21 protein-coding genes are annotated in these 25,761 nt (G+C 68.2%); 11 read left to right on the plus strand and 10 right to left on the minus strand.

Going from position 1 to position 25,761, the window contains the following annotated elements; genetic code table 11:
* Nucleotides 1-33 precede the first annotated feature (33 nt).
* Nucleotides 34-921, minus strand: a complete 888-nt coding sequence (gene prpB, locus O3297_RS10800; protein WP_034783951.1) for a methylisocitrate lyase — start codon at nucleotides 919-921, stop codon at nucleotides 34-36.
* Between the two features lie 50 nt (nucleotides 922-971).
* Between prpB and O3297_RS10805 the strand changes: the two genes are divergently transcribed.
* On the plus strand, nucleotides 972-1,229 hold the full coding sequence (locus O3297_RS10805; protein ID WP_305048668.1) for a hypothetical protein: 258 nt from the start codon (nucleotides 972-974) through the stop codon (nucleotides 1,227-1,229).
* A gap of 61 nt (nucleotides 1,230-1,290) precedes the next feature.
* Here O3297_RS10805 and O3297_RS10810 read toward each other — a convergent pair whose 3' ends face one another.
* Both O3297_RS10810 and O3297_RS10815 read right to left on the minus strand, forming a co-directional pair.
* A complete protein-coding gene (locus tag O3297_RS10810; protein ID WP_211550413.1) occupies nucleotides 1,291-1,539 on the minus strand; it encodes a hypothetical protein in 249 nt (82 codons plus the stop codon).
* 112 nt (nucleotides 1,540-1,651) lie between these two features.
* A complete protein-coding gene (locus O3297_RS10815) occupies nucleotides 1,652-1,888 on the minus strand; it encodes a hypothetical protein (protein ID WP_070257673.1) in 237 nt (78 codons plus the stop codon).
* 188 nt (nucleotides 1,889-2,076) lie between these two features.
* Between O3297_RS10815 and O3297_RS10820 the strand changes: the two genes are divergently transcribed.
* The 6 genes from O3297_RS10820 (at nucleotide 2,077) to O3297_RS10845 (ending at nucleotide 11,406) form a co-directional block, all read left to right on the plus strand.
* A complete protein-coding gene (locus tag O3297_RS10820; protein WP_034783945.1) occupies nucleotides 2,077-2,934 on the plus strand; it encodes an MBL fold metallo-hydrolase in 858 nt (285 codons plus the stop codon).
* Between the two features lie 289 nt (nucleotides 2,935-3,223).
* Entirely contained in the window at nucleotides 3,224-4,081 is an 858-nt protein-coding gene (gene cysE, locus O3297_RS10825) for a serine O-acetyltransferase (RefSeq protein WP_080753494.1), read from the plus strand.
* Between the two features lie 121 nt (nucleotides 4,082-4,202).
* Entirely contained in the window at nucleotides 4,203-5,672 is a 1,470-nt protein-coding gene (locus O3297_RS10830) for an MFS transporter (RefSeq protein WP_083299738.1), read from the plus strand.
* Nucleotides 5,669-6,811, plus strand: coding sequence for an efflux RND transporter periplasmic adaptor subunit (locus O3297_RS10835; RefSeq protein WP_305048669.1), 1,143 nt, complete (start codon nucleotides 5,669-5,671; stop codon nucleotides 6,809-6,811). Before O3297_RS10830 ends, O3297_RS10835 begins: the two co-directional genes overlap by 4 nt.
* A gap of 9 nt (nucleotides 6,812-6,820) precedes the next feature.
* Nucleotides 6,821-9,961: an efflux RND transporter permease subunit gene (locus O3297_RS10840; RefSeq protein WP_034783941.1), complete on the plus strand. Its 3,141-nt coding sequence runs from the start codon at nucleotides 6,821-6,823 to the stop codon at nucleotides 9,959-9,961.
* A gap of 5 nt (nucleotides 9,962-9,966) precedes the next feature.
* On the plus strand, nucleotides 9,967-11,406 hold the full coding sequence (locus O3297_RS10845; protein ID WP_305048670.1) for an efflux transporter outer membrane subunit: 1,440 nt from the start codon (nucleotides 9,967-9,969) through the stop codon (nucleotides 11,404-11,406).
* 19 nt (nucleotides 11,407-11,425) lie between these two features.
* Here the strand turns inward: O3297_RS10845 and O3297_RS10850 are convergent, their stop codons facing one another.
* Complete coding sequence (locus O3297_RS10850; protein ID WP_305048671.1) at nucleotides 11,426-12,331, minus strand: LysR family transcriptional regulator; 906 nt, start codon at nucleotides 12,329-12,331, stop codon at nucleotides 11,426-11,428.
* A 213-nt stretch (nucleotides 12,332-12,544) separates the two neighbouring features.
* Here O3297_RS10850 and O3297_RS10855 point away from each other — a divergent pair, with 213 nt between their 5' ends.
* On the plus strand, nucleotides 12,545-12,709 hold the full coding sequence (locus tag O3297_RS10855; RefSeq protein WP_167468680.1) for a hypothetical protein: 165 nt from the start codon (nucleotides 12,545-12,547) through the stop codon (nucleotides 12,707-12,709).
* 13 nt (nucleotides 12,710-12,722) lie between these two features.
* On the opposite strand, the gene O3297_RS10860 is transcribed toward O3297_RS10855, so the two are convergent.
* From O3297_RS10860 to gshA, 5 genes are all read right to left on the minus strand, one after another.
* The gene (locus O3297_RS10860; protein ID WP_305048672.1) at nucleotides 12,723-13,532 is read right to left on the minus strand and encodes a DNA-binding domain-containing protein; all 810 of its coding nucleotides are present in this window, start codon (nucleotides 13,530-13,532) and stop codon (nucleotides 12,723-12,725) included.
* Entirely contained in the window at nucleotides 13,522-14,382 is an 861-nt protein-coding gene (locus O3297_RS10865) for a DUF692 domain-containing protein (protein ID WP_305048673.1), read from the minus strand. The genes O3297_RS10860 and O3297_RS10865 overlap by 11 nt, the downstream gene beginning before the upstream one ends.
* Nucleotides 14,382-15,893 carry an SUMF1/EgtB/PvdO family nonheme iron enzyme gene (locus O3297_RS10870; RefSeq protein WP_305048675.1) on the minus strand — a complete coding sequence of 504 codons (1,512 nt, stop codon included), beginning with the start codon at nucleotides 15,891-15,893 and terminating at the stop codon, nucleotides 14,382-14,384. Before O3297_RS10870 ends, O3297_RS10865 begins: the two co-directional genes overlap by 1 nt.
* An 85-nt stretch (nucleotides 15,894-15,978) precedes the next feature.
* A complete protein-coding gene (gene gloA / locus O3297_RS10875; RefSeq protein WP_034783936.1) occupies nucleotides 15,979-16,374 on the minus strand; it encodes a lactoylglutathione lyase in 396 nt (131 codons plus the stop codon).
* A gap of 33 nt (nucleotides 16,375-16,407) precedes the next feature.
* Nucleotides 16,408-18,039, minus strand: coding sequence for a glutamate--cysteine ligase (gshA, locus tag O3297_RS10880; RefSeq protein WP_305048677.1), 1,632 nt, complete (start codon nucleotides 18,037-18,039; stop codon nucleotides 16,408-16,410).
* 428 nt (nucleotides 18,040-18,467) lie between these two features.
* On the opposite strand from gshA, the gene O3297_RS10885 reads away from it, so the two are divergent.
* The 3 genes from O3297_RS10885 (at nucleotide 18,468) to O3297_RS10895 (ending at nucleotide 24,583) form a co-directional block, all read left to right on the plus strand.
* Nucleotides 18,468-21,992, plus strand: coding sequence for an indolepyruvate ferredoxin oxidoreductase family protein (locus tag O3297_RS10885; RefSeq protein WP_305049651.1), 3,525 nt, complete (start codon nucleotides 18,468-18,470; stop codon nucleotides 21,990-21,992).
* 67 nt (nucleotides 21,993-22,059) lie between these two features.
* Entirely contained in the window at nucleotides 22,060-23,463 is a 1,404-nt protein-coding gene (locus O3297_RS10890; protein WP_305048678.1) for an SLC13 family permease, read from the plus strand.
* A 232-nt stretch (nucleotides 23,464-23,695) separates the two neighbouring features.
* Nucleotides 23,696-24,583: a LysR family transcriptional regulator gene (locus tag O3297_RS10895; RefSeq protein ID WP_034783934.1), complete on the plus strand. Its 888-nt coding sequence runs from the start codon at nucleotides 23,696-23,698 to the stop codon at nucleotides 24,581-24,583.
* Between the two features lie 43 nt (nucleotides 24,584-24,626).
* Here the strand turns inward: O3297_RS10895 and O3297_RS10900 are convergent, their stop codons facing one another.
* Nucleotides 24,627-25,754, minus strand: a complete 1,128-nt coding sequence (locus O3297_RS10900) for an acyl-CoA dehydrogenase family protein (RefSeq protein ID WP_092605673.1) — start codon at nucleotides 25,752-25,754, stop codon at nucleotides 24,627-24,629.
* Between the last annotated feature and the right edge of the window lie 7 nt (nucleotides 25,755-25,761).

Below are 25,761 nucleotides of genomic sequence, written 5' to 3' on the forward strand. Positions count from 1 at the left end.
ACTGCGGGGCCGGCATGCGGCCCCTGCTTCTGTTTATTTCTTTTGCGCGGCGAACAGCGCGTCGAGCTTTTGCTCGAAGTCATGGTAATTGATCGATTCATACAGCTCCATGCGCGTCTGCATGGTGTCGACCACGTTCTTTTGCGTGCCATCGCGGCGCAGCGCCTGGTAGACGTTTTCCGCCGCCTTGTTCATGGCGCGGAAGGCCGACAGCGGATACAAGGCAAGGCCCACGTGGGCGCTGCGCAATTCGTCCAGCGTGAACAGCGGCGTGGATCCGAATTCCGTGATGTTGGCCAGGATCGGTACGTTGACGGCCTTGGCGAACGTGGCGTACATGTCCAGGTCCGTGATGGCTTCCGGGAAGATCATGTCGGCGCCCGCTTCGACGCAGGCGACAGCGCGCTCGAGCGCCGCTTCCAGGCCATCGACGGCCAGCGCATCGGTGCGCGCCATGATGACGAAATTCGGGTCCGTGCGCGCATCGACGGCCGCCTTGATGCGGTCGACCATTTCTTCCTTGCTGACGATTTCCTTGCCCGGACGGTGACCGCAGCGCTTGGCGCCCACCTGGTCTTCGATGTGCAGGCCGGCCGCGCCAAACTTGATCATCGATTTCACGGTGCGCGCCACGTTGAAGGCGGACGAACCGAAGCCCGTGTCGGCGTCGACCAGCAGCGGCAGATCGCACACGTCGGTGATGCGGCGGATATCGGTCAGCACGTCATCCAGGCTGGAAATGCCCAGGTCGGGCAAGCCCAGCGAGCCGGCCGCGACACCGCCGCCAGACAGGTAAATGGCCTTGTAACCGGCACGCTTGGCCAGCAAGGCGTGGTTGGCGTTGATGGCGCCGACGACTTGCAACGGGGATTCTTCCTGGACGGCCTTGCGGAATGCGGCACCTGCGGAGTATTGAGTCATGTGTTCACCTTATGGGTTTCGGATGGTCCCGAATGTTTCACGGAGTGGCTATGAGCATCAGTATTGCAAATGCCGTGCCAGGACCTGCCGGCCAGGGCACACACCATCTGCCGCAGAGTGAAAATGCGGGCAAGACGGCCATGGGCCGCGCGTCGTGCGCTGTCACGCAGCGGAGCAGCGATGTCACGTTTGGCGTCAAGGATGTTTCAATTATGTTTCATGCAATCCATTTTGAAACATATCATGAAACATGCAACAAACAGGAGAACAGCGGGGATGAAAGCCAAGGCTGGCAAGACGCGCAATAAAAACAGCCGGCGGGCGCCGGCTGAGTAATACGGAGACTGCGACAGATAGTGCGAAGGCAAACTAGGCCAGCCGCACCAGCGGGTTGGCGATGATGTTGTCGATCTGGCGCACGGCTTCTTCGCAGGCGGCGGCAATGGCGCCCTCCTCGTCGTCGCGCACGAATTGCATGGTCGAGCCTTCGAACACTTCCAGGCCTTCCGCGGTGGCGCGCTCGATATCGCAACTGGCCGACCATCTGCCGTCGGTGGTGGGCACGGCCAGGGGAACGATTTCCCAGCCTTTATAGTGAATTTTAGAACTGCTATCCATGGGGTGCCTCCTTCGTGACTGACTCAATAGTGGAAATCGTAGCATGAAGCGCGACTGGCAGCGATGTGTTTCACGCGCCAGCGGGCAATCGGGCTAAACGATTTACGCCGGCTCAAGGGCGCAGCAGATTATCCACTTCCGTCCTGGCCACTTCCAGGCCAGCCGTGCAAGCCGTCTCCGGGGCCGCGTAGCCGCCCAGGGTGCGGCTGCGCGTGATCGCCTGCGCCTCGGGCTCGCCTTCGCGCTGCAGGCGGTAGGTGAAATCCCATAAATCGTCGTTATCTTTTTGCGGGGTCACCGAAATCGTAAAACCGCGGTATTGTTCGCTGCGTGCAGTGATATCGTTCATGAATTCCTCCTTGTAAGAATGAGGTTACCATGCTGCAAGCACCAGGGTGCGCACGACTGTGCCAGGCGCATGCGCGCCCGCTTATCTGTTTTCCGCATGCTAAATGTCTATTTTCAACATTTTTTGGGCGAACTCTGGCGATATAATGCCATTCCCTGTCCCTCCCTTGCCCGCCCCTTGCCGCCGTGATGACTCCACAAATCCAAGCTTTCTTCGACCCCGCCACCGCCACCGTCACCTATGTTGTGTACGAGGCCGATGGCCGGGACTGCGCCATCATCGATTCCGTGCTCGACTACGACCCCAAGGCGGGGCGCACGTCCACCTCCTCGGCCGACAAGGTGATCGCCTTCGTGCGCGAACACGGCTTGCAATGCCGCTGGCTGCTGGAAACCCACGCGCACGCCGATCATCTTTCCGCCGCGCCCTACCTGCAGCAGCAGCTGGGCGGCGACGTGGCCATCGGCGCCGCCATCCAGACGGTGCAGCAGGCGTTCGCGGCCGTCTACCACCAGGATGATGCCAGGGCCGACGGCTCGCAGTTCGACCAGCTGTTCGCGCCCGACCAGGTCTTTCATATCGGCAAGCTGGAAGTACGCGCCCTGCACGTGCCCGGCCATACGCCGGCCGACCTGGCGTACCAGATCGGCGACGCCGTGTTTGTCGGCGACACCCTGTTCATGCCGGACGTGGGCTCGGCCCGCTGCGACTTTCCCGGCGGTTCCGCTGCCCTGCTGTACCGCTCCGCGCAGCGATTGCTGGCGCTGCCGCCGCAGACGCGGCTGTTCATGTGCCACGACTACCCGCCCAACGGCCGCGAGGCGCGCTGGGAAGTGACGGTGGCCGAGCAGCGCGCCGGCAACATCCACTTGCGCGACGGCATCACGGAAGAGCAATTCGTGGCCATGCGCACCAGCCGCGACGCCACCCTCGACATGCCGACCTTGATCCTGCCCGCCATCCAGGTCAACATCAATGCGGGCAAGCTGCCCGAGCCGGAAGACAACGGCGTGCGCTACCTGAAGATTCCGCTCAACGCGCTGTAATTTCGCGGGGCCACGCTGCGCCCCCTCCTTCCCGCCACATCGCACCGCCCCCTGGCGCCGCCTGCCCGAGCGCCGGTGCGGCATGCGCCCCTGCCACACCCTCCCCAAGCATCAGGAATCGTGAGCCGCGCGCTCAGTATTTACGATTTGCTTCGCCCCCTGCGGCGGCTTATCGTGTACCCGCAATCCGCGCAGCCCGGCCTTCCGGGGCCCTGGGCACTTGCCAGCCGGCGCCGGCGTTGTTGCCAGGCGCTCCACTTTTCCTTCCTTTGCCTGGACAGGCGCCACGATGACTTACTTGACATACGCCAGCCCCCTGCCGCCCGCGCCGCCCCTGCGCCGCATCGACGCCGCCGCAGCCTGCCAGCCCGCCAGCGTGGACTGCGCCTGGGAGCAGGTACGCGAACTGGCGCTGCGGCTCGCCGCGCGCGAGCCCTTGCTGCGGCCCATGCTCGACGAGCTGATTCTGCCGCATGACAGCCCCGCCGGACTGCTCGCCGCCGTCCTGGCGCACCGCCTGGGCGCGCGCGACATGCGCCCGGCCGTGCTGCGCCCCCTGTTCGAGGACATTTTAAGCACGCAGCCGCGCATCCTGGCCAGCATCACGGCCGACCTGGCGGCCATCGCGCAGCGCGATCCGGCCTGTCCTGACGGCCTGCATGCGCTGCTGAACCTGAAGGGCTTTCATGCGCTGCAGACCTACCGCATGGCGCACCATCTGTGGACGGCGGGCCGCAGCGAGGCCGCCTTTGCCCTGTCCAGCCACGCGGCCAGCGTCTTCGGCATCGACATCCATCCGGCCGCGCGCATCGGCGCGGGCATCATGCTCGATCACGGCAGCGGCATCGTCATCGGCGAAACGGCCGTGGTCGACGACAACGTCTCCATCCTGCAGAACGTCACCCTCGGCGGCACCGGCAAGGAGCATGGCGACCGCCATCCGAAGATCCGTTCGGGCGTGATGCTCGGTGCGGGCGCCAAAATCCTCGGCAACATCGAGATCGGCGCCATGAGCAAGGTGGCCGCCGGCAGCGTGGTCCTGCGCGACGTGCCCGCGCATTGCACCGTGGCCGGCATTCCCGGGCGCATCGTCCGCTACCACCAGGCCGACAGCCTGCCGGCCTTCGAGATGGACCAGATGCTGTAGCGCTGCCCGGCGCACCAGGCATGGCGTCAAACGCAATAACAAAGTGCAAATTGTGCGTCTTCCGCCATACCAAATCCCTCAGTACCATGTAATGACCGTTAATGGATGGATCAACCACCTTATGAATTCGCCGTCAAAACCCCTACCACCCTCACCCAGCCAGCAGGCCGCCCCGGCCGGTACCGCCACGATGCCCGTGCGCGGCGCGCTTGCCAGCCTGTCCCTGTCGATGCTGCTGCCCGCGCTGGGCACCAGCATCGCCAACGTGGGCCTGCCCGACATGGCCAAGGCCCTGCATGCGCCGTTCCAGGATGTGCAATGGATCGTGCTGGCCTACCTGCTGGCCATCACCGCGCTGATCGTCAGCGTGGGCCGCCTCGGCGACATGATCGGCCGGCGCCGCCTGCTACTGGCAGGCATCGCGCTGTTTGCCGTCGCCTCCATCCTGTGCGCCCTGGCGCCCACCCTGTGGCTGCTGGTCGCCGCGCGCGCCCTGCAGGGCCTCGGCGCTTCCGTCATGATGGCCCTGACCATGGCCTTTGTCGGCAGCACCGTGCCCAAGGCGCAGACGGGCAGCGCCATGGGCCTGCTCGGCACCATGTCGGCCGTCGGCACCACGCTCGGTCCGGCACTGGGCGGCCTGCTGATCGCGCAGTTCGGCTGGCAAGCCATTTTCCTCGTCAACGTGCCGCTGGCCGGCGTGGCGCTGCTGATGGCATGGCGCTTCCTGCCGGCCGACCAGCGCGGCGCGCACGCCAGGCGTCCCGTCTTCGACCACCGCGGCACGCTGCTGCTGGCGCTGACCCTGGCCGCCTATGCGCTGGCCATGACCCTGGGCCGCGGCCATTTCGGCATGCGCAACGTGGCGCTGCTGCTGGCAGCCTGCGTGGGCGGCGCCCTGTTCGTGTATGTGGAACTGAAGGCGCCGGCGCCGCTGATACGCCTGGCCATGCTGCGCGCGCCCGTGCTCAGCGCCGGCCTGGCGACCAGCATGCTGGTGTCGACGGTCATGATGTCCACCCTGGTGGTCGGCCCCTTCTACCTGGCGCGCGGCCTGGGCCTGGGCACGGCCGTCACCGGCATGGTGCTGGCGGCCGGACCGCTGGTGGCGGCGTTCTGCGGCGTACCGTCCGGCTGGCTGGTGGACCGCTACGGCGCGCAGCGCATGGGCGGCGCGGGCCTGTGCGGCGCGACCGCTGCCTGCCTGGCGCTGTCCCTGCTGCCCGCCAGCCTGGGCATCCCCGGCTACGTCGCGCCGATCATGCTGCTCACGGCCAGCTACGCGCTGTTCCAGGCAGCCAACAATACCGCCGTGATGGGCGACATCGTTCCCGACCAGCGCGGCCTCATCTCCGGCATGCTCAATCTGTCGCGCAATCTGGGCCTCGTCACGGGCGCCTCCGTGATGGGCGCCATCTTTGCTTTTTTTGCCAGCGCCAGCGATATCGCCAGCGCCCAGCCAGCCGCCATGATCCGTGGCATGCACGCCACCTTTGCCGTCGCCAGCGCGCTGATACTCGCCGCGCTGGCCATTTTCGCGCTCGGCCGCGCCCTGGCCAAGCCCCCTACGCCTTCTGGAGACCCCGCATGATGCGCCCCCGTCCGATCCCGTCCCTGCCCGTCCCGCTGTTACTGCTGCTGGCCCTGGCCTGCAGCGCCACCTTGTCCGGCTGCGGCCGTTCCCAGGCCGCGCCTGGCGGCCCGCCGCCCAAGCCCACCGTTTCCGTGGCCCTGCCGGAAACGTCGATGGTGCAGGCGACCCTCGACTACACGGGCCGCATCGAGCCGTCGCAGCGCGTGGAAGTGCGCTCGCGCGTGTCGGGCTATCTGCAGCAGATCGCCTTTCGCGATGGCCAGCAGGTCAAGGCCGGCGATGCGCTGTTCGTCATCGACCCGCGTCCCTTCGCGGCGGCGCGCGACCGCGCCCAGGCCAGCCTGGCCCAGGCCAATGCGCGCAGCAAGCTGGCAACGGCCCAGTTCGAGCGCAGCAGCCGGCTGCAGCAAACGGGCGCGGCCAGCACCGAGGAACTGGAACGGGCGCGCGGGGAGCTGGAAGGCGCGCAGGCGGCCGTCATGCTGAGCAAGGCGGAATTGCGCAGCGCCGAACTGGAGCTGTCCTTCACCACCATGCGCGCTCCCATCGCCGGCACGGTGTCGGACCGCCGCGTCGATGTCGGCAACTACGTGGCAGGCGGCGCGGCGCAGAGCGGCGTGCTGACCACCATCGTTGCGCACAGCCCCGTACGCGCCATGGTCGACCTGTCGGAAGCGGATTTCCAGCGCCTGCGCCAGCAAAGCAAGCTGCCGGGCAAGGTGCAGCTGGCGCTCGATGGCGGCGGCCCCGCCCAGGATGCCACCGTCGACTTTGTCGACAACGAGATCAGCGCCCGTTCGGGCACGGTGCGCCTGCGCGCCAGCCTGGCCAACGCCGACCGCGCCGTCATGCCGGGCAGCTTTGCGCGCGTGCGCATTCCCGTCGGCGCGGCGCAAGAGCGCCTGCTGGTGCCCGACGCCGCCATCCTCAGCGACCAGAACAAAAAGATGGTGTTCGTCGTGGACGCGGCGGGCAAGGTGGCGCCGCGCAAGCTGGAACTGGGCGGCCTGCAGGGCGACAAGCAGATCGTGCTCTCCGGCCTCTCGCCGCAGGACAGGGTCATCGTCTCCGGCGCGGCCAAGGTGCGGCCGGGCGACCAGGTGCTGGTGGCGACTCCCCGCGCCAACGGCGCATAAGGAGAGACCATGCGTTTTTCCCAATTTTTCATCCGCCGTCCCGTGTTTGCCATCGTGCTGTCTATCCTGATCACGCTGGTGGGCGCGGTGTCGGCCATGCGCCTGCCGATCTCGGAGTTTCCCGAGATCGTGCCGCCCACGGTCACGGTGAAGGCCAACTACCCGGGCGCCTCGGCGCAGGAAATTGCCGATACCGTCGCCGCGCCGATCGAACAGGAAATCAATGGCGTCGACGGCATGCTCTACATGTCCTCGCAATCGGTGGGCGACGGCAAGCTGACCATCAGCGTGGTGTTCAAGCCGGGCACCAACGTCGAGCAGGCCCAGTCGCTGGTGCAGAACCGCGTGGCGGTAGCCGAAGCGCGCCTGCCCGAAGCCGTGCGCCGGCTGGGGCTGGCCGTCAAGAAGGCCTCGCCCGACCTGCTGATGGTGGTGCTGTTCGATTCGCCGAAAGGCACGCGCGACCAGCAGTACATCTCCAACTTCATCGGCACCGCCATCAAGGACAAGCTGGCCCGTGTTGAAGGCGTCGGCGACATCTACACGCGCGGCGCGCGCGACTTCTCGATGCGCATCTGGCTCGACCCGGCGCGCGTGGCCTCGCTGGGCCTGACGGCACCGGAAGTGATCGCCGCCGTGCGGCAAGCCAATTCGCAGGTCGCCGCGGGGGTATTGAACCAGCCGCCGGGCGGCAGCGACGGTGCCTATCAGGTGCAGGTGCAGGCGCAAAGCCGCTTGCGCGACGTGGCCGAATTCGAAGCGATCGTCGTGGCCGCCCATGCCGATGGCGGCGTGGTGCGCCTGCGCGACGTAGCGCGCGTCGAGATGGGCGCGCAGGATTACACGGAAAGCGGCTTCGTCGACAACCGCACGGCCATCGCGCTGGGTATCAGCCTGCTGCCCGGCTCGAACGCGCTGGCCACGGGCGACCGCGTGCTGGCCCAGCTGGCGAAGATGGAAGCCGATTTCCCGCAGGACGTCGCCTACCACGCCTACTACAACCCGACCGAATTCATCCGCTCCTCGATCGACAAGGTGCGCGACACCATCTTCGAGGCGGCACTGCTGGTGTGCCTGGCCATGCTGCTGTTCCTCGGCTCGTGGCGCGCCGCCATCATTCCCATCCTGGCCATTCCCGTATCCCTGGTCGGCACCTTCACGGTGCTTGCCGCGATGGGCTATACGCTCAATACCCTGTCGCTGTTCGGCCTGGTGCTGGCGATCGGCATCGTCGTCGATGATGCCATCGTGGTGGTAGAAAACGTCGAGCGCCACATGGAGGAAGGCATGAGTCCCGTCGCCGCGGCGCAGCGCAGCATGAACGAGGTGGGCTTCGCCCTGGTCGCCATCGCGCTGGTGCTGGTGGCGGTGTTCGTGCCGACGGCCTTCATCGATGGCATCTCCGGCATGTTCTACCGCCAGTTCGCCGTCACCATCGCCGCCTCCACCGTGATCTCGGCGCTGGTCTCGCTGACGCTGTCGCCGGCCCTGGCCGCGCTGCTGCTCAAGCCGCAGCACGATGCCAACAGCCTGGGCGCGCGCTGGATGACCATCTTCAACCGCGGTTTTTCCCGCCTGACAGGCGGCTACGTGCAGCTGACCGGGCGCATACTCTCGCGGCGCTGGCTGATGCTGCCCGTGTATCTGGTGCTGGCGGGCCTGACCCTGTGGCGCCTGGACGTGACGCCGCGCGGCTTCGTGCCGCAGCTGGACCGCGGCTATGCCATCGTCTCGATCCAGCTGCCGGCCGGCTCGACCCTGGCGCGCACCAGCGAAGTGGTGCAGGACGCCACGGCCCGCCTGATGAGCCACCCCGGCGTGGCCCACACGGCCGCCTTCGTCGGCACCGACGGCGCCACGTTTACCTCGGCGCCCAACACGGCCGTCATCTTCACCATGTTCAAGGACTTCGGCGCGCGCGCCAGCGATGGCCTGGATGGCCCGGCCATGCTGGGCGCCATGCGCGCCAGGCTGGCGCCCATCAGCGCGGCGCGCGTGATGGTGATACCCCCGCCTTCCGTGCCCGGCATCGGCACCGGCGGCGGCTTCAAGCTGATGCTGCGCGACACGGGCGGCCTGGGACCGCAAGCGTTGCAGGCGGCCGCGCGCGGCATCGCCGAGGAAGCGGGGAAACTGCCCTCGGTGATGGGCGCCTTCACGCCGTTCAACGCCATGAGCCCGCAGATCAAGGTTGAACTGGACCGCACCAAGGCCGAGTACCTGGGCGTGCCGCTGCTGCGCGTCAACGAGACCCTGCAAAGCTACATGGCGCCCGTGTTCGTCAACGACATGAATCTGATGGGCCGGGTCTGGCGGGTCACCGCGCAGGCGGACGCGCCCTACCGGCGCAGCGTGGCCGACCTGGCCGCGCTGAAGACACGCGCCGCCAACGGCGACATGGTGCCGCTGGGCAGCGTGGCCACCTTCAGCGAAGGCACGGCGCCGTTCCGCGTGCCGCGCTACAACCTGTATCCTGCCGCCGAAATCCAGGGCAGCACCAAGCCTGGCTACTCGACGGGGCAAACCATCGCCGCGATGGAAGAGCTGCTCAAGGCGCGCCTGCCGGCCGGCTTCGACTACGAGTGGACGGAACTGGCGTTGCAGGAAAAGCACGCGGGCGGCAGCACCGGCATGGTGCTGGGCCTGGCCGTGCTGCTGGTGTACCTGCTGCTGGCGGCCCTGTTTGAAAGCTGGCTGCTGCCCCTGTCCGTCGTGCTGATCGTGCCCAGCTGCGTGCTGGCCACGCTGATCGGGGTATCGTGGCGCGGCCTGGACAACAACGTGCTGACGCAGATCAGCATCGTGGTGCTGATCGGTCTGGCTGCCAAGAATGCCATCCTGATCGTCGAATTCGCGCGCCAGGCGATGGCGGCCGGCGCCGATGCGCGCGAAGCGGCCATCGCCGCCGCCCGCACGCGTCTGCGGCCCATCCTGATGACCTCACTGGCTTTTTTGCTGGGCGCGATACCGCTGATGCTGTCTTCCGGTGCGGGCGCGGAAATGCGCCAGTCGATGGGCACGGCCGTCTTCGCCGGCATGCTGGGCGTGACCTTGTCGGGCCTGTTGTTTACACCCTTGTTTTTCACTTTGCTGAGCAGACGCCGCACGGCGCCTGCCGCGCGCACGGTCGCGCTGGGAGAAGCCGCATGAGCCGCATGAGCAGCATGACTCACTTGAACACGCGCCACGCCGCGCCGCTGCTGGCGGCCGCCATGCTGGCCCTGGCCGGCTGCAGCGTCGGCACGCCCACGGCCACGCGGGCGCTCGACACGGCGCAGCTGCCGGTCCTGCCCTCGGCCGCCGGCGCACCGGAGCTGCAGGCCGGCGCGCCGCCCGCGCTGTGGTGGCAAGAACTGGGCGATGCCAGGCTGGAGCAGCTGGTCAAGCGCGCCTGGCAAGACAATTACGACGTGCGCATCGCCACCGCGCGCCTGGCCAGCGCCAGCGAGTTCGCGCAAGCGGCGCGCGGCGCCCGCCTGCCGACGGTAGATCTTGATGCCCAGGCCGGGCGCGCGCGCCTGGCGGCGATCGAGAGCAGCGACGGCCAGCCGCACATCGCCTCGCCGGTGCAGTGGAACGCCGTCTTCAGCTGGGAGCTCGACCTGTTTGGCCGCGTGCGCCACAGCATCGCCGCGGCCGAGGCTTCGGCGGACGAGCGCGCCGCCGTGCGCGACGACGTGCGGCGCCTGATCCTGGCGCAGGTGGTCGATGCCTACCTGGTGCTGCGCGGCGCGCAGCAGATGCGCGCCAGCCTGCAGGAGCAATTATCTAACCAGTCCGGCACCTTGCGGCTGGTGCGCGAGCGCGAGAACGCGGGCCGCGCCGCGCCGGCCGAACGCATGCGCGCCGAGGCGCAGATGCGCCTGGCCAGTGCCCGCCTGCCCAGCCTGAACTTTGATGAGCGCGTGGCGCGCAACCGGCTGGCCACCCTCACGGGACAGCGCCTCGATGCGCCGGAACTGGCAGCGCTCGACCAGCCGATGCCGCTGGCGCTGCCGCAATCCTTGCTGACGGACGAACCGGCCCATTTGCTGCTGCGCCGGCCCGACGTGCGCGCGGCCGAACGGGCGCTGGCGGCGGCCAGCGCCCGCGAAGGCGCCGCCATCGCCGAGCGCTTTCCGCGCATCAGCCTGGGCGCGCTGTTCGGCGCCTCCGGCGTGGCCGGCGACTGGAATGGCAGCGATGCGGCGCGCTGGCATGCGGGCGCCGCCTTTTCCCTGCCGCTGTTCGATGGCGGCACGCGCCGTGCCCGCGCGCGCGCAGCCGGCGCCGAAGTGCTGGCCGCGCAGGCCGGCTTCGACAAGGCGCTGGCGCTGGCGCTGGAGGAAACCGACAGCGCCATCGCGCAATGGGTACAGCTGCGCAGCCGCCACGCGGAACTGCGCGAGGCGCACCAGCTGGCGCAGGAGAGCGCGCGCCTGGCAAGGGTGCGCTACCAGGAAGGCGCGGAAAGCCTGCTCGGCGTGCTCGAAGCGGAACGTATTGCGCTGGCCACGCAGGAGCAGCTGGTGACGGCCCACCGCGACGTGGCCATCGCCACGGCCCGTAGCTACACGGCCATGGCGGGCGGCTTCGACGGGCCCGTGACGCGCTAGGATGACGCTGCCGGCGGCGTCAGGCGACGCCTGACTGGCCGGCGCAGGCGTCGACCACGCAGCCGCGCAGCCAGCGGTGGGCGGGGTCGGCGTCCATGCGTGGATGCCACATCAGGGAGACGGTCAGATCCGGCATGCGCAGCGGCAGCGCAAAGCTGAACATGCCGGCGCGCAGATTGCCCGTATGCCGTTCCGGCACGGTGGCGATCAGGTCGGAACCGGCGGCCAGCGCCAGCGCCGCAGTGAAGCCGCCGACGATGCTGGCAATCGTGCGCTGCAGTCCCAGCGCCGCCAGCGCGTCGTCCATCGGCCCCGTATCCTGGTCGCGCCGCGCCACCAGCACATGCTGGCCGGCCGCATAGCGCTCGGCGCTGATCTCGCCCTGGGCCAGCGCATGGCCGCTGCGCACCACGCCCACGAAACGGTCGCCGAACAGCCTGCGCGTGCGCACTTCCGGGCTGGTGAAATTGCCTATCACGCCCGTCTCCAGGTCGATGCTGCCCTCGCGCAGCTGCACGCTTTCACGGTCGACTTTTTGCACGAAACGCAGGCGCACGCCGGGCGCCTGCGCGCCGATATGCGCAAGCAGCGCAGGACCGAAATTTTCCACGAAACCGTCGCTCGAACGCAGCGTGAAGGTCTGCTCCAGCTGGCGCGGATCGAGCCGCTGCGCCGGCCCCAGCACGGCCAGCGCCTCGCCCACCAACTGGCCCACCCGTTCGCGCAGCTCCAGCGCGCGCGGCGTGGGCACCAGTTCACGCCCGGCGCGCACCAGCAGCGGATCGCCGGTCGTCTCGCGCAGGCGCGCCAGGGCGCGGCTCATGGCCGATGGACTCAGGCGCAAGCGCCGCGCGGCGCGCGTGACGCTGCCTTCGGCAAGCAGGACATCGAGGGTGATTAACAGGTTCAGATCTGGTATCGACATAGTTTCTTACCTTAGCATGATTTGCCGGCGCCATGGCGCCAGACGCATGGATACATTGCGCGCCACACGCCTTCCGGCGCGCCCGGCGCGGCGCTACGATGGCTGCATCGCCACTTTGATCGACAACGACATGCCAGCCATTCTTGCTCCTTCATCCGCCCCAGCCGCCCGCACCATTTATCACCCACTGGCATCGATGCCGGGGAGCATCCGGTGAGCCGCCTGCTGTCCTGGGCCGCGCGCTTCCTTGCGCCGGCCAGCGAAGCGCCGATCCAGGAGCAGGAGCAAGACGGCAGCGAAGGCAAGGCTGCGGCCGCGCCGGCCGATGCCTATCCGCTCGACGCCACCGGCTGGGGCACCTGCGGCTGGCCATTGTAGGCACGCCTCTACTTCAGCACACGCGCCCGCCATCACTCGCCTGCACCAGCAAGCCATCGGCCAGCCAGCGCAGCAGCAAGGGCGCCGGCGCGAACGGCCTGCAGCCGTTGCCCTTCAGGTGCGCCTGCTGCGCCGCCGCCAGCGCAGCGCCCAGAGTGGACCCGCCAGCCAGCACGTCCAGCGCCGCCGCTTCCAACGCGTCGATCTCGCGCACCTGCGCCGACCAGCCGTGGCGGTACACGAGTGCCAGCGTCTCGCCCCATGCATCAGGCGGCATGGCATGCCGCGCCGCGGCGTCGTGCGCCAGCCAGATCGCCGCCGCGCGCCAGGGCGAACGGTACGGCACGGCCGCCGGATGCAGCGCCAGCTGCCAGGCATCGACCTGGCACGCCCCGGCCGCCTGCACGTCGCGCAAGGTCAGCGCAGCGGCATCGGGCGCCCCATGGGCTTCATGCAGCAACCACTCCAGGCGCGCCACGTCGGCAAAATAGCCATGCGCGGCGGCCGGCGGCCAGGCGGCAAGAAACACCGGCAGGCTGGCGCCGAGACGGGCCAGGTCGGCGCTGCGCGACGGATGCGCATCGCCATAGGCATGCGCCATGGCCAGGAACCAGGAGGCGCCGCCCAGCGCGCGCAGCACCGGATATACGAGCTCCAGCGAGCGCGCGTGATGCTGGCGCAGCGTCTGGCCATAGCGCGCCAGGGCGCTGGCGCTGCGCGCATCGGTGCCCAGCCACGGCGCCAGCGCGCAGGCATCCGGCGTGTGCGCGCTGATCTGCGCGCCGAACGCGGCCTGCAGGCGCGCCAGCTCCTCAAGCGTCATCGCACGCCGCCAGGTCCGCCGGCGTGAGCACCTCGCCGGCAAGCGCCCGCGCGCGGGCCACTTCGTCGAGCAAGGTGGCGAAGGGCGGCAAGTTGGTATCCCATTCGACCAGGGTGGGCAGCGGACCGTAGCGGCGCAAGGCGGCCCGGTACAGGTCCCACACGGCAGCGGCCACGGGCGCGCCGTGGTGGTCGACCAGCAGGCCGCCATCTTCGCAGTGGCCGGCCAGATGCAATTCGCCGACCAGGCCCGGCGCCAGCGCCGCCATCGCGGCCAGGGCATCCTCGCCGTGGTTGCATTGATTGACATACAGGTTATTGATGTCCAGCAGCACGCCGCAGCCGGTACGGCGCGCCACGCAGGCGAGGAACTCCGTCTCGCCCCAGCTGTCGCCGGGAAAGCGCAGATAGGTCGAGACGTTCTCCAGCAGGATGCGACGGCCTAGTACCTCCTGCACCAGGTCGACGCGCCGGCAAACCAGTTCCAGGCTGGCACCGTTCAGCGGCAGCGGCAGCAAGTCGTTGAGCATCGCCTCGCCAGTGGCGCCCCAGCACAGGTGCTCGGACACCAGCATCGGCTCGATGCGTGCGGCCAGGCGCGCGATGCGCTCCACGTGCGCGCGCGAAAAGCCGTACACGGAGCCAAGGCCCATACCGACGCCATGCAGCGAGACGGGATAATCGGCGCGCAGCGTCTCGAGCACGTGCAGGTCCCAGCCGCCTTCGGCCAGGTAGTTCTCGCTGTGGACCTCGAGCCAGTCCACGGGCTGGCGCCGCGCCAGCATGTCGCGGTAATGCGCGCCGCGCAGGCCGATGCCCACCAGGGGCGCGGCCTGCGCCACCTCGCGCATCAGGGCAAGCCGCGCGTGCCCGCCGGCGCCGCGCCGCCCTTGGCCGCCGTGCCGGGCGCCGCGTCCATCTCGCGCACCACGCGCAGGCCGATCCAGCCGCGCCGCCCTTCCGCGCCCAGGCCCAGGCGGGTGGCCGCGCGCACGAAGTTCGGCGTGTCGGTCCAGGAGGCGCCGCGCGCCACGCGCTTCTTGCAAGCCGCTTCATCCCACACGCGGCCATCTTTCGGCGCGCCTTCGTAGTCGCTGTGCCAGCAATCGGCCGTCCACTGCCACACATTGCCCAGCACGTCGTACAGCCCTGCCGGATTGGGCGCGTAGCTGCCAACGGGCGCCGTGGTGGGCCAGTTGCCCGAACCGGAGACGACGCCGCCGCAATGCTTCTGCTGCGGGCAGTCGTCGGGGCCGTACTTGGCGTCGCCGCGCGTGATGTCCTCGCCCCACCAGCGCGCCGTGACGGTGCCTGCGCGCGCCGCATATTCCCACTCGGCCTCGGTGGGCAGGCGGTAGCGCGCCCCGCTCTTTTTCGACAGCCAGCGCAGATAGCTTTGCGCATCGTTCCAGCTGACGTTGACGGCCGGGCGCGTGCCGCGTCCCCAGCCTTCGTCTGACGGCCGGTAGCCGTCGCAGCCGCCATCCTGGATGCAGGCGTCGAACTGCTCGAACGTCAGGCTGAAGCGGCCGATGGCAAACGGCTGCAGGATCTCGACCGGGTGCTGGCCTTCATTGCCGAAGCGCCCGCTCTCGCCAGGCGGCGATCCCATGAGGAAGCGCCCGGCCGGCAGCGGCACCATCTCCGGGCACGCGCCGTCGCAATCGCGGAACGACTTGCCGGCGGCCACGGGAGTGGTCAGGCTGGGGTCGATGGCATCCGGCTTTTGCCTGGACAAATAGGCGGACAGGTTGGCGATATCGCCATCCGTCAGGGGCGCGACAGCCGTGTTCATCAGGGGGCTGACGCGCGCATGCGAGCGGAAGGCGCGCAGCTGGCCATCCAGGTAGGCCAGGTTCTGCCCGGCCAGCTTCGGATAATCGGCGACGGCGGCATTGCCCTTGGGGCCATGGCAGGCGGCGCACGCCGGCAGCGCGCGCGCCGCGTCGCCCTCGTGGTACAGCGCATCGCCCGCCGCCACATCGGCCGGTGGGCCGGTCCTGGCGGGCGCCGCGCCCGGGCAGGCCAGCGGCGCCGCTTCCACCTTGCCGCCCAGCGCCGTGCACGTGCCGGCCGGGACGGTCATCCATTCGCCAGGATCGCGGTCGACGGTCGCCATGCCCGAACACAAATGGAAGCAGGTGGTATTGGCGCATTCATTCTGGCCGGCCTTGGCCACGCCATAGCAGATTTCGCTCTTGGCGGCGGCCTTTTTTTCCGGCGCCTGCGCCGGCGCGGGGAGCGCCACGGCCAGGGCGCAGGCCGCGGCCACGGCCGCCTGTACCAGCGCCTGCCGGTTCTGCGGCTGCGGCACTGGCGCTGGCGGCGTGGCGGCCTTGCTTGTCGTTGATACTTGCACCATGCGGTGACTTCCTTTTCAAAAATGCCGGCAGGCGCCGCCAGCGGGGCGCCAGCCATGCCGTGTCAGTCGTTGTTAAGTCGATGTATCAGTCATAGTGCGCGCTCGCTTCGATCAGCTCGATGCGGTAGCCGTCGGGGTCCTGCACGAAGGCGATGACATTGCTGCCGTGTTTCATCGGCCCCGCCTCGCGCGTGACCGTGCCGCCATGCGCGCGCACCCTGGCGCAGACGCTGGCCGCATCGTCGACCGCCAGGGCCAGGTAGCCGTAGGCATCGCCGTGGGTGTAGGCTTGCCGGTCCCAGTTATGCGTCAGTTCGATGGCGGCGTGCGCCGGCGCTTCGCCATAGGCGACAATGGCGCGCGTAAAGCGCGCATCCGGATAGTCGTGGCGCCGCTGCAGGGTCATGCCCAGGGCGTCGCGGTAGAAATGCAGCGCGGCGTCGAGGTCGGCGACGCGCAGCATGCAATGAAGTATGCGCATGGTGTGATGGCTCAATCAAATTGGGACAAGGGGTCAGGCGACGCGCTGCTGTGGCAAGACAGCTTCCATGGCCGGTTCGTCCGGCACCGGCAGGTAGCGGGCGCCCGCCTGGTAGCGCTGGACGAACTGGCCGAAATCGCCGCTGTCGGCGCGTTCCACGCGCTCCTGCTCGGCCAGCGAGGCATCGGCCTGCGCCGTGAAGCGCGCCAGCGCCGCAGGCGCCAGGGGACGGCCGCGAAAATGCGCCGCGTGCGCCGCGCTCTGGCGCAGGGCGAATGCGTCGAAACTGCCTTGCTCGGCGCGGATCGCCGCCAGCACGCGCGCCGAAGGCGTCAGTGCCACGTCCGCCAGCTTGGCGCGCTGCGCCGCCAGCGCCGTGGCGCAATCATCGCCGCCGCGCGCCTGGTCCAGCAGCGCGGCCATGGGGGCAATGCGATCGAGCAGCTCGCCAGCCCACGCCTGCAGGCTGAGCTGTTCGCCGTGGCGCTCCAGCAGCAGTCCCGGACGGCGTCCTTCCTTGACGGTGCGGGCGAAATTCTCGGTGTTCTCGCGGCTTTCCGCATGGCCGGTGAGCGGGCTGTCCTGCAGCGCGCAAAACAGCAGAAAGGCGTCGAGGAAGTGGCAGGCTGGCGCGCCGATGCCCAGCGGCTCGAACGGGTCGACATCGAGGCAGCGCACCTCCACGTACTGCACGCCGCGCTGGGCCAGCGCATGCAAGGGGCGCTCGCCGCTGTGCGCCACGCGCTTGGGGCGGATCGCCGAGTAGTACTCGTTCTCGATCTGCAGGCGGTTGGTATTGATCTGCACCCACTGCCCCTCGCGCCGCGTGCCCAGCTCGACATACGGCAGGTACGGATGGTTCATCGCCGCCGCCAGGCTGGTGATATAGCTGTCGAGCGTGTTGTAGTCGGGGGTCAGGCCGGCCTGGGCATCGTTCTGGTAGCCCATGTCGCTCATGCGCAGGCTGGTGGCGTACGGCAGGTACAGGGTATCGGCCGACAGCTGCTCCAGCGGGAAGTCGCCGCGTCCCGGGAAATGCGCCGACAGGGCTGGCGCGGCGCCGAACAGATACATCAGCAGCCAGCCATAGCGGCGGAAGTTACGGATCAGCCCGACATAGCTTTCCGACTGAAACTGCATCGCCGTGCGGCCATCGCCCTCGTCCGCGCGCAGGCGCTCCCACAATGCGGGCGGCAGCGAGTAGTTGTAGTGGATGCCGGCGATGCACTGCATGCTTTTGCCATAGCGCAGCGCCAGGCCGCGCCGGTAGACATGCTTGAGCATGCCGATGTGCGAGTTGCCGTACCAGGCGATCGGGATGTCGGGGTCGGCGGGCAGGCGGCACGGCATCGAGTGGCTCCACAGCATTTCGTCGCCCAGTCCGCTGAAAACGAAACGGTGCAAGGCGTCGTAGCCGTCCAGCATGGCGGCCGTATCCTGCTCGGGCGGCGTGATCAGCTCGATCAGCGCCTCCGCATAGTCGGTCGTGATGGTGGGATGGGTCAGGGCCGCGCCCAGCGCCAGCGGATGCGCCGTGGCGGCCAGGTGGCCGCGGCCGTCCACGCGCAGCGCTTCGCGCTCGATGCCACGCAATCCCTGGGCCAGCAGCGCATGTCCGTCCGCGCCTGCCAACAGCGCCATGCGGCGCGTCAATAATGAACTCATAGCTGTGCTGCCTTTACAAAAAAACATCGTTCGGCTTTCCATCTCGACGCCGACGATAAGCCCCAAGCCCCGCACCACACAACTCGCAAATCCTGAGTGAGGGGATCAGAAACACTGATGCCAGGGGCCAGGCACCCGGATTTCCAAGGCCTGCGCCCGGCACCGGCGTTCGCATCAGTGTTATTGAGTGCTGCACTCAGCATTTGCGAATTGCGCCGTCCCGCGCAGCCCCTTATCTTGATAAACGAATATCAATAGACGGAAAAGTTTGGTTGCGCCGGCATCGCAGCGCCGGCGCGCCCCTCTTCCGTATCCGGCGCGCCGACACGGCAGCGTGCTCAAGACACATGCATGCGTGCATGCGGCATGCAAGCCAACAAGGAAGCCGACAAGGCGATGGGAGAACACAGGTGGAAGTGATGGACAAGATGGTCGCGGACGACCCGGGCGTTGTACGCCTGAGCACTTATGCGCTGGAGGACAACTTGCTGGCACGCGGCGGCAGCGTCTTCCTGACCGGCACCCAGGCACTGGTGCGCCTGCCGCTGATGCAGCGCTGGCTCGACCGCGAGCGGGGCCTGAACACGGCCGGCTTCATCAGCGGCTACCGGGGCTCGCCGCTGGGCGGCTACGACCAGGCGCTGTGGCGCGCGCGCGGCGTGCTGGAAGCGCAGCAGATCCGTTTCCTGCCCGCCATTAACGAAGAGCTGGCAGCCACCGCCGTGCTGGGCAGCCAGCAGGTCGAGACCGATCCCCAGCGCACGGCCGACGGCGTGTTCGCCCTCTGGTACGGCAAGGGGCCGGGCGTCGACCGGGCCGGTGATGCGCTCAAGCATGGCAATGTGTACGGCTCCTCGCCGCACGGCGGCGTGCTGGTGGTGGCCGGCGACGACCACGGCTGCGTCTCGTCATCGATGCCGCACCAGAGCGATTTCGCCATGCAGGCGTGGAGCATGCCCATCGTCAATCCGGCCAGCATCGCCGAATACCTGGAATTTGGCCTGTACGGCTGGGCGCTGTCGCGCTTTTCCGGCATGTGGGTGGGCTTCAAGGCCATTTCCGAAACGGTGGAAAGCGGCGCCACGGTCGACCTGGACGGCCTGTGCACGCGCTTCGAGCAGCCGGCCGACTACAGCATGCCTGCCAGCGGCCTGCATTACCGCTGGCCCGACCTGCCCGGCCTGCCCATCGAGACGCGCCACGCGCACAAGCTGGCCGCCGTGCACGCGTTCGCGCGCGCCAACAGCATCGACCGCCTGCTGTGTCCCAGCCCGCAAGCCGATATCGGCATCGTCACCTGCGGCAAGGCGCATCTCGACGTGCTCGAAGTGCTGCGGCGCCTGGGCCTCAGTCTCGATGTGCTGGAACGCGCCGGCGTGCGCCTGTACAAGGTGGGCCTGAGTTTTCCGCTGGAAGCCGAACGCCTGGCGCAGTTCAAGGCGGGCTTGCGGGAAATCCTCGTCATCGAGGAAAAGGGGCCGCTGGTGGAGCAGCAGATCCGCACCCTGTTCTACAACCTGCCGGACAGCGCCCGCCCGCTGGTGCTGGGCAAGCTCGATGCCGGCGGCGCGCCGCTGCTGCCGGCGCAGGGCGAACTGCGCCCGTCGCGCATCGCCGGCGTGCTGGCGGCCTGGCTGGCGCGGCACAAGCCGGCGCTCGACCGCCGCGCCCTGCTGCCCGGCTTCGCGCCCGCCGCGCTGCTGGCCAATGCGGCCGACGGCGTGCGGCGCCAGCCTTATTTTTGTTCCGGCTGCCCGCACAACAGCTCGACCAAGGTGCCGCAGGGTTCGCGCGCGCAAGCCGGCATCGGCTGCCATTTCATGGCCTCGTGGATGGAGCGCGATACCACCGGGCTGATACAGATGGGCGGCGAAGGCGTCGACTGGGTGGCGCACTCGATGTTCAGCACCACCCCGCACGTGTTCCAGAACCTGGGCGACGGCACGTATTTCCACTCGGGCTTCCTGGCCATCCGCCAGGCCATCGCCGGGCGCGCCAATATCACCTACAAGATTTTATACAACGACGCCGTGGCCATGACGGGCGGCCAGCCCATCGACGGCAGCCTGACGGTCGACGCCATCGCCTGGCAAGTGCATGCCGAGGGCGCCAAGGCGATTGCCGTGGTCAGCGACGCGCCGGAAAAATACGCGGGCTTGCACGGCCGCTTCCCGCCGCCCGCCACCTTCCACGGACGCGAAGAGCTCGACCAGGTGCAGCGCCGCCTGCGCGAGGTGAAGGGCGTCACCGTGCTGATTTACGACCAGACTTGCGCGGCCGAGCTGCGCCGGCGCCGCAAGAAAAAGGAATTGCCCGATCCGCCGCGCCGCATGGTCATCAACAGCGCCGTGTGCGAAGGATGCGGCGATTGCGGTGTCCAGTCGAACTGCCTGTCCATCGTGCCCCTGGAAACGGGCTACGGCCGCAAGCGCGCCATCGACCAGTCGTCCTGCAACAAGGATTATTCCTGCGCCAACGGCTTTTGCCCCAGCTTCGTCTCCGTGCGCGGCGGCGCCTTGCGCAAGGCAGCCGACGCCGCCATCGATCCGCAAGCCCTGCGCCGCGCCGCGGCCGCCCTGCCCCTGCCCGCGCCGCATGCCTGGCACGGCCCGTTCAACCTGCTGGTGACGGGGGTGGGCGGCACGGGCGTGGTGACGGTGGGCGCGCTCGTTTCCATGGCCGCGCACCTGGAGGGCAAGCAAGCCTCGGTGCTCGACTTCATGGGCTTTGCGCAAAAGGGCGGCGCCGTGCTGTCCTTCGTGCGCCTGGCCCTGGCCGGCCAGGATCTGCACCAGGCGCGCATCGACATCGGCCAGACCGATGCCATGCTGGCTTGCGACATGGTGGTCGGCGCCAGCGCCGACGCGCTGCAGACCCTGCGCCACGGCCACACGCGCGTGGTCGCCAACACGCACCAGTTCCCCACCGCCGCCATGGTGCGCGATCCGGATGCGCCGCAGCACGCGGGCGCCCTGATGGACAAGCTGCGCCACGCCGTCGGCGTGGAACACATCGCCGAATGCAACGGCCAAATGCTGGCGCGCCAGCTGATGGGCGATACCATCATGGCCAATATACTGCTGATGGGCTTTGCGTGGCAGCGCGGCCTGATCCCCGTCGGCCTGGCGGCGCTGGAACGGGCCATCGAATTGAATGGCGTGGCCGTCGACGCCAACAAGGCGGCCTTTGCCGCCGGCCGCCTGGCCGCCTGCGGCGCGCCCCTGCTGCAAGGCGTGGCCGCGGGTCCGGTGGCGGAAGACGCCAGCCTGGGCGCGCTGGTGGAACAGCGCAGCGCCATGCTGGCGCGCTACCAGAACGCGGCGCTGGCGGAACGCTTCCAGGCGTTTGTCGCGCGCGTGCGCGAGCGCGAAAGCGCCGTCTTCGGCGCCGATGCGCCGCCCGTGCTGACCCTGGCCGTGGCGCGCGGCTACAGCAAGCTGCTGGCCTACAAGGATGAATACGAGGTGGCGCGGCTGTTCTCGGACGGCCAGTTCCAGCGCGAGCTGCAGCAGCAGTTCGAGGGCGACGTGACGCTCACCTTCCACATGGCGCCGCCGCTGCTGGGCAAGCGCAAGCGCGCCTTCGGCCCCTGGATGGGCAGGCTGCTGGCGCTGCTGGCCAGGGCCAGGGGGCTGCGCGGCACGCGGTTCGACGTGTTTGGCTACAGCGCCGAACGGCGCCGCGAGCGCCAGCTGATCACCGACTACACGGCACGCCTCGACGCCCTGCTGCCGCGCCTGAGCGCCGGGAACCTCGATACCATCGTGGCGCTGGCCGAACTGCCGCAGGCCATCCGCGGCTACGGCCACGTGAAGCTGGCCAGCATCGATGCCGCCGAACTGCGCGCGCAGGCGCTGCTGGCCAGGCTGGAACAGCCGGCCGCTCCCGCCGTCCCCGCCGCGCCACACGCCCAGCAGCCTTTCCGCACCATCGCCATCCGGCGCTACCAGTAAACATGTTTTCCATTGACCACCACACGGCGCGGCGCCTTGCCGCACCGGCGCGCCCAGGAGCCCAGCCTTGAAGTCCTTGTCCCTCGCCCTTCCCCTGCCCGTTGCGCGCCTGCGCGCGCTGGCCGCCATCGCCGCGCTGACGCTCGCCAGCGGCCTGGCGGCCGCGCTCTACCTGCCGCCCTCCATGGCCGGCGTGGTGGCGCTGCTGGTCTTTTGCATCAGCATGTGGGCCACGGCCCTGGTGCCCGAATACTGGCCGGCCCTGGCCTTCTTCCTGGTGGCGATGCTGTGCAATATGGCGCCCGCGCAAACCGTGTTCTCCGGCCTGCAGTCGACCACCTTCTGGCTGCTGTTCAGCGGCGCCGTGATGGGGGCGGCGATCGGCCACACGGGCCTGGGCAAGCGCGCGGCGGCCATCCTGTCGCGCATGCTGGGGCGGCGCTACGCGGGCGTCATCGCCGGCATCGTGCTGTTCAGCGTGGCGCTGGCCTTCGTCATGCCTTCAGGCATGGGCCGCGTGGTGCTGCTCATTCCCATCACCATGGCCGTGGCCGAGCATATCGGCTATGGCGCGGGCCATAATGGCCGCACTGGCATGCTGATGGCGGCCAGCTTTTCCAGCTTCCTGCCGACCTTCGCCATCCTGCCGTCGAACGCGCCGAACATGATCCTGTCCGGCATGGCGGACAATCTATATGGCGTGCAGATCGCGTATGTCGACTACCTGCTGCTGCACTTTCCCGTGCTGGGCATCCTCAAGTCCGTCCTGCTGGTGCTGCTGATCCTGTGGATGTTTCCCGCCGCCGATCCCGTGCGCGCGGCCGCGCCGGCGCAGCGGCAAGGTCCCATGTCGGCGCAGGAGACGGGACTGGCCGTGGTGCTGGGAGGCTGCCTGGCCCTGTGGATGACGGACGGCCTGCATCATGTGTCGCCGGCCTGGGTCGGCCTGGCCGCCGCCCTGGTCTGCCTGTGGCCGGCCGCCGACCTGACGTCGAAAAAATGCCTGAACCAGGAAATCAACTACGGCTCGCTGCTGTTCGTGGCCGGCGTGATGGGCCTGGGCGCGGTGATTTCGGAAAGCGGCCTGGGCGAAGCCGTGGTGCACGGCCTGAGCCGGCATGCACGCTTTGCCACCGACACGCCGCTGTGGAACGCCGCCGTGCTGACGGTGATCTCGACGGTGGTGTCGCTGGTGACCAACCTGGCGGGCGTGCCGGCGACGATGACGCCGCTGGCGCAGGACCTGGCGGCCGTCACGGGCCTGCCGCTGATGACGGTGCTGATGACGCAAGTGCTGGCATTTTCCAATGTCTGCCTGCCCTACCAGGCGCCGCCCCTGATTTTCGCCATGCAGGCGGCCAGCCTGCCGGTGGCGGCCGTCACCCGCCTGTGCCTGAGCCTGTTCATCCTCAGCCTGCTGATACTCACGCCGCTGGACTTCGTATGGTGGCACGTGGTCGGCCTGCTGTAGCGCTGGCCCGCGGGCAGGAACTTTCTCACGAAAAGTAACAATTTACGCCATTTCAAGGGCTGACGCGCGTCGCGCAAGTGACAGGGAGAAGGGAAAAGTCACAAATAATTACCCATCTTGCAGGCATTGTTAATGCGGTTTTCTTAATGAAATCACATATAATGCATAGTTGAAAAACAAATAAGAATATCTGAAATTTCACCCATCTTTTAACTTAATGGACCCGCCCCTCATGGAAATCCATCACCTGAAAACCTTCGCCACGGTGGCGCGCGAGGGCAGCATTACGCGCGCATCCGAACGGCTCTTCCTGAGCCAGCCCGCAGTCAGTGCCCATGTCAAGGCGATGGAGGATTATCTCGGCCTGACCCTGTTTGAACGCACGGCGCGCGGCATGAGCCTGACCAGCAGCGGCCAGCGCATCCTGGCCAAGGCCGAACGCACGCTCAACATCCACCGCGAACTGCTCGACGAAGCCAACCACATCAAGGGCCGCCTGGCCGGCAAGCTGCGCATCGGCGTCGGCGGCCAGTCCAACAACGAAGCCATTGGCCGGCTGGTGCGGCGCTTTTCCGAGCACCATCCGGAAGTCGAGGTCTCGCTGGAGCACGGCAGTTCCACCGGCACCCTGAACGGCATCCGCAGCGGTACGCTCGACGCGGGTTTCTACAACGAGGCGCGCTCGCCCGACGATGACCTGATGACGATCGAAGTGGCGTGCTTCCCCGTCTACGTGGCGGCGCCTGCCGGCATGCTCGACACCACCCAGCCGCTCGACTGGAACGCGCTGGCCGAGCTGCCGTGGATCTTCGCGCCATCGAGCCTGTGCTGCGGCGGGGCCGCCGAGCACCTGTTCAAGACGCGCAATTTCCGTCCGCGCCGCATCATCAGCATCGACCGCGAAAGCGTCACCCGCTCGATGCTGGCCGAGCGCCTCGGCGTCGGCCTGCTGCATGGCGACACGGCGCTGGAAGCGCAGCGTCTCGGTGAAATCGACATCCTGTGCGTGGCACAGTCGTCCGTGCGCAATCTGTTCGCGCACCTGGCCTCGCGCGCCAGAGAGCCGATGTTCGAGGCGATCAATGATGCGCTGAGCGAATCGGGCATATTGGCGGCCTGAACCGCCAATATGCCGTGCGAGTGCCACAGCCAGCCCGGGAAACCTAGCGAGCCAGGCGCTGCATCTGATTGAAGATATTTTTGCGGTGCATTTCTTCGGTGCCGCCCACGCTGGCGAAAGCCAGGGCGTTTTTCATCAGCTCGGCCACGCGGCCGTTGTGATAGCCAAGACTGCCGTACAGCTTGACCAGGCTGGTAGCGCTGTTGATCAGGTCTTCGGATCCCACCAGCTTGGCGATGGAACAGCTCATCAACCCTTCCCGCTGGCCTGCCAGCAATTGCGACAGCGCGCCAAACGCCAGCCATCGCGAACGTTCCATGCCGATGCGGATATCGACCAGGCGCCGCTGCACGTACTGGTGGTTGTCGATGCTGCTATTGAAGCTGCTGCGGCTGGCCGCGTAGCGCATCGCCTCGTCCAGATAGGGCGCGATCAGGTTGGCCGCCGCCAAGCCGTAATACAGGCGCCCCAGCGAAATGGTGTCGATCAGCGTGGCCAGGCCGCGACCGGGCGCGCCCAGCAGCTGCGACGGGCGCACGGCCACATCCTCGAAATGCAGGGCGCCGGTGGGCAGGTTGCGGTTGCCCAGCTTGTCGTCCACCAGGCCGGCGCGCAGGCCGGGCGTGTCGCGGTCGACCAGCGCCAGCGCGATATTGTGCTCGTCCTTGTCCGCCAGGCGGCAGACGATCAGGGCGAAATCCATGATGGGCGCGTGGGCGATATTGTACTTGCCGCCATTGAGCACGTAGCCGTCGGCCGTGGCGCGCAAGGTGCTCTGGATGCTGCGCACGTCCGTGCCCGTGCCCGGCTCGGCGATACCGGTGGCGCTGACGTCGCCGCGCAGGATGGCGCCGAAATAGCGGTCGCGCTGCCCTTCCGTGCCGTGCCGCTCCAGGCCCCGCACCATGCCGGCCTGGGCGATGACCGAGAGCAGCAGCTCCGGCGCGCCGATGGTGGACGACAGGCCGTCGAGGGCGGCGGTAAAACTCCACCAGTCGCCCGTCGCGTGATCGCTGCCGGGCACGATCATGCGCCACAGACCGGCATCGCGCAGGCGCTGCCAGCCGTCAAAATCGAAACCTTCGGCGCGCGCGGCGGCGCCGGCGGCAATGTCGCTGCCGATGCCGGCGTAGCGCTGGCGTATCTCGCCCTGTTGCGGTGTAAACATCATGGTTAGC

This window comes from Janthinobacterium sp. SUN128 (assembly GCF_030587275.1).
Classification (GTDB): Bacteria; Pseudomonadota; Gammaproteobacteria; order Burkholderiales; family Burkholderiaceae_D; genus Janthinobacterium; species Janthinobacterium lividum.

Coding starts and splice junctions, on each gene's coding strand:
- prpB (WP_034783951.1), bottom strand. CDS start 921: ATGACTCAATACTCCGCAGGTGCCGCATTCCGCAAGGCCGTCCAGGAA.
- O3297_RS10805 (WP_305048668.1), top strand. CDS start 972: ATGAGCATCAGTATTGCAAATGCCGTGCCAGGACCTGCCGGCCAGGGC.
- O3297_RS10810 (WP_211550413.1), bottom strand. CDS start 1,539: ATGGATAGCAGTTCTAAAATTCACTATAAAGGCTGGGAAATCGTTCCC.
- O3297_RS10815 (WP_070257673.1), bottom strand. CDS start 1,888: ATGAACGATATCACTGCACGCAGCGAACAATACCGCGGTTTTACGATT.
- O3297_RS10820 (WP_034783945.1), top strand. CDS start 2,077: ATGACTCCACAAATCCAAGCTTTCTTCGACCCCGCCACCGCCACCGTC.
- cysE (WP_080753494.1), top strand. CDS start 3,224: ATGACTTACTTGACATACGCCAGCCCCCTGCCGCCCGCGCCGCCCCTG.
- O3297_RS10830 (WP_083299738.1), top strand. CDS start 4,203: ATGAATTCGCCGTCAAAACCCCTACCACCCTCACCCAGCCAGCAGGCC.
- O3297_RS10835 (WP_305048669.1), top strand. CDS start 5,669: ATGATGCGCCCCCGTCCGATCCCGTCCCTGCCCGTCCCGCTGTTACTG.
- O3297_RS10840 (WP_034783941.1), top strand. CDS start 6,821: ATGCGTTTTTCCCAATTTTTCATCCGCCGTCCCGTGTTTGCCATCGTG.
- O3297_RS10845 (WP_305048670.1), top strand. CDS start 9,967: ATGAGCAGCATGACTCACTTGAACACGCGCCACGCCGCGCCGCTGCTG.
- O3297_RS10850 (WP_305048671.1), bottom strand. CDS start 12,331: ATGTCGATACCAGATCTGAACCTGTTAATCACCCTCGATGTCCTGCTT.
- O3297_RS10860 (WP_305048672.1), bottom strand. CDS start 13,532: ATGACGCTTGAGGAGCTGGCGCGCCTGCAGGCCGCGTTCGGCGCGCAG.
- O3297_RS10865 (WP_305048673.1), bottom strand. CDS start 14,382: ATGCGCGAGGTGGCGCAGGCCGCGCCCCTGGTGGGCATCGGCCTGCGC.
- O3297_RS10870 (WP_305048675.1), bottom strand. CDS start 15,893: ATGGTGCAAGTATCAACGACAAGCAAGGCCGCCACGCCGCCAGCGCCA.
- gloA (WP_034783936.1), bottom strand. CDS start 16,374: ATGCGCATACTTCATTGCATGCTGCGCGTCGCCGACCTCGACGCCGCG.
- gshA (WP_305048677.1), bottom strand. CDS start 18,039: ATGAGTTCATTATTGACGCGCCGCATGGCGCTGTTGGCAGGCGCGGAC.
- O3297_RS10885 (WP_305049651.1), top strand. CDS start 18,468: ATGGTCGCGGACGACCCGGGCGTTGTACGCCTGAGCACTTATGCGCTG.
- O3297_RS10895 (WP_034783934.1), top strand. CDS start 23,696: ATGGAAATCCATCACCTGAAAACCTTCGCCACGGTGGCGCGCGAGGGC.
- O3297_RS10900 (WP_092605673.1), bottom strand. CDS start 25,754: ATGATGTTTACACCGCAACAGGGCGAGATACGCCAGCGCTACGCCGGC.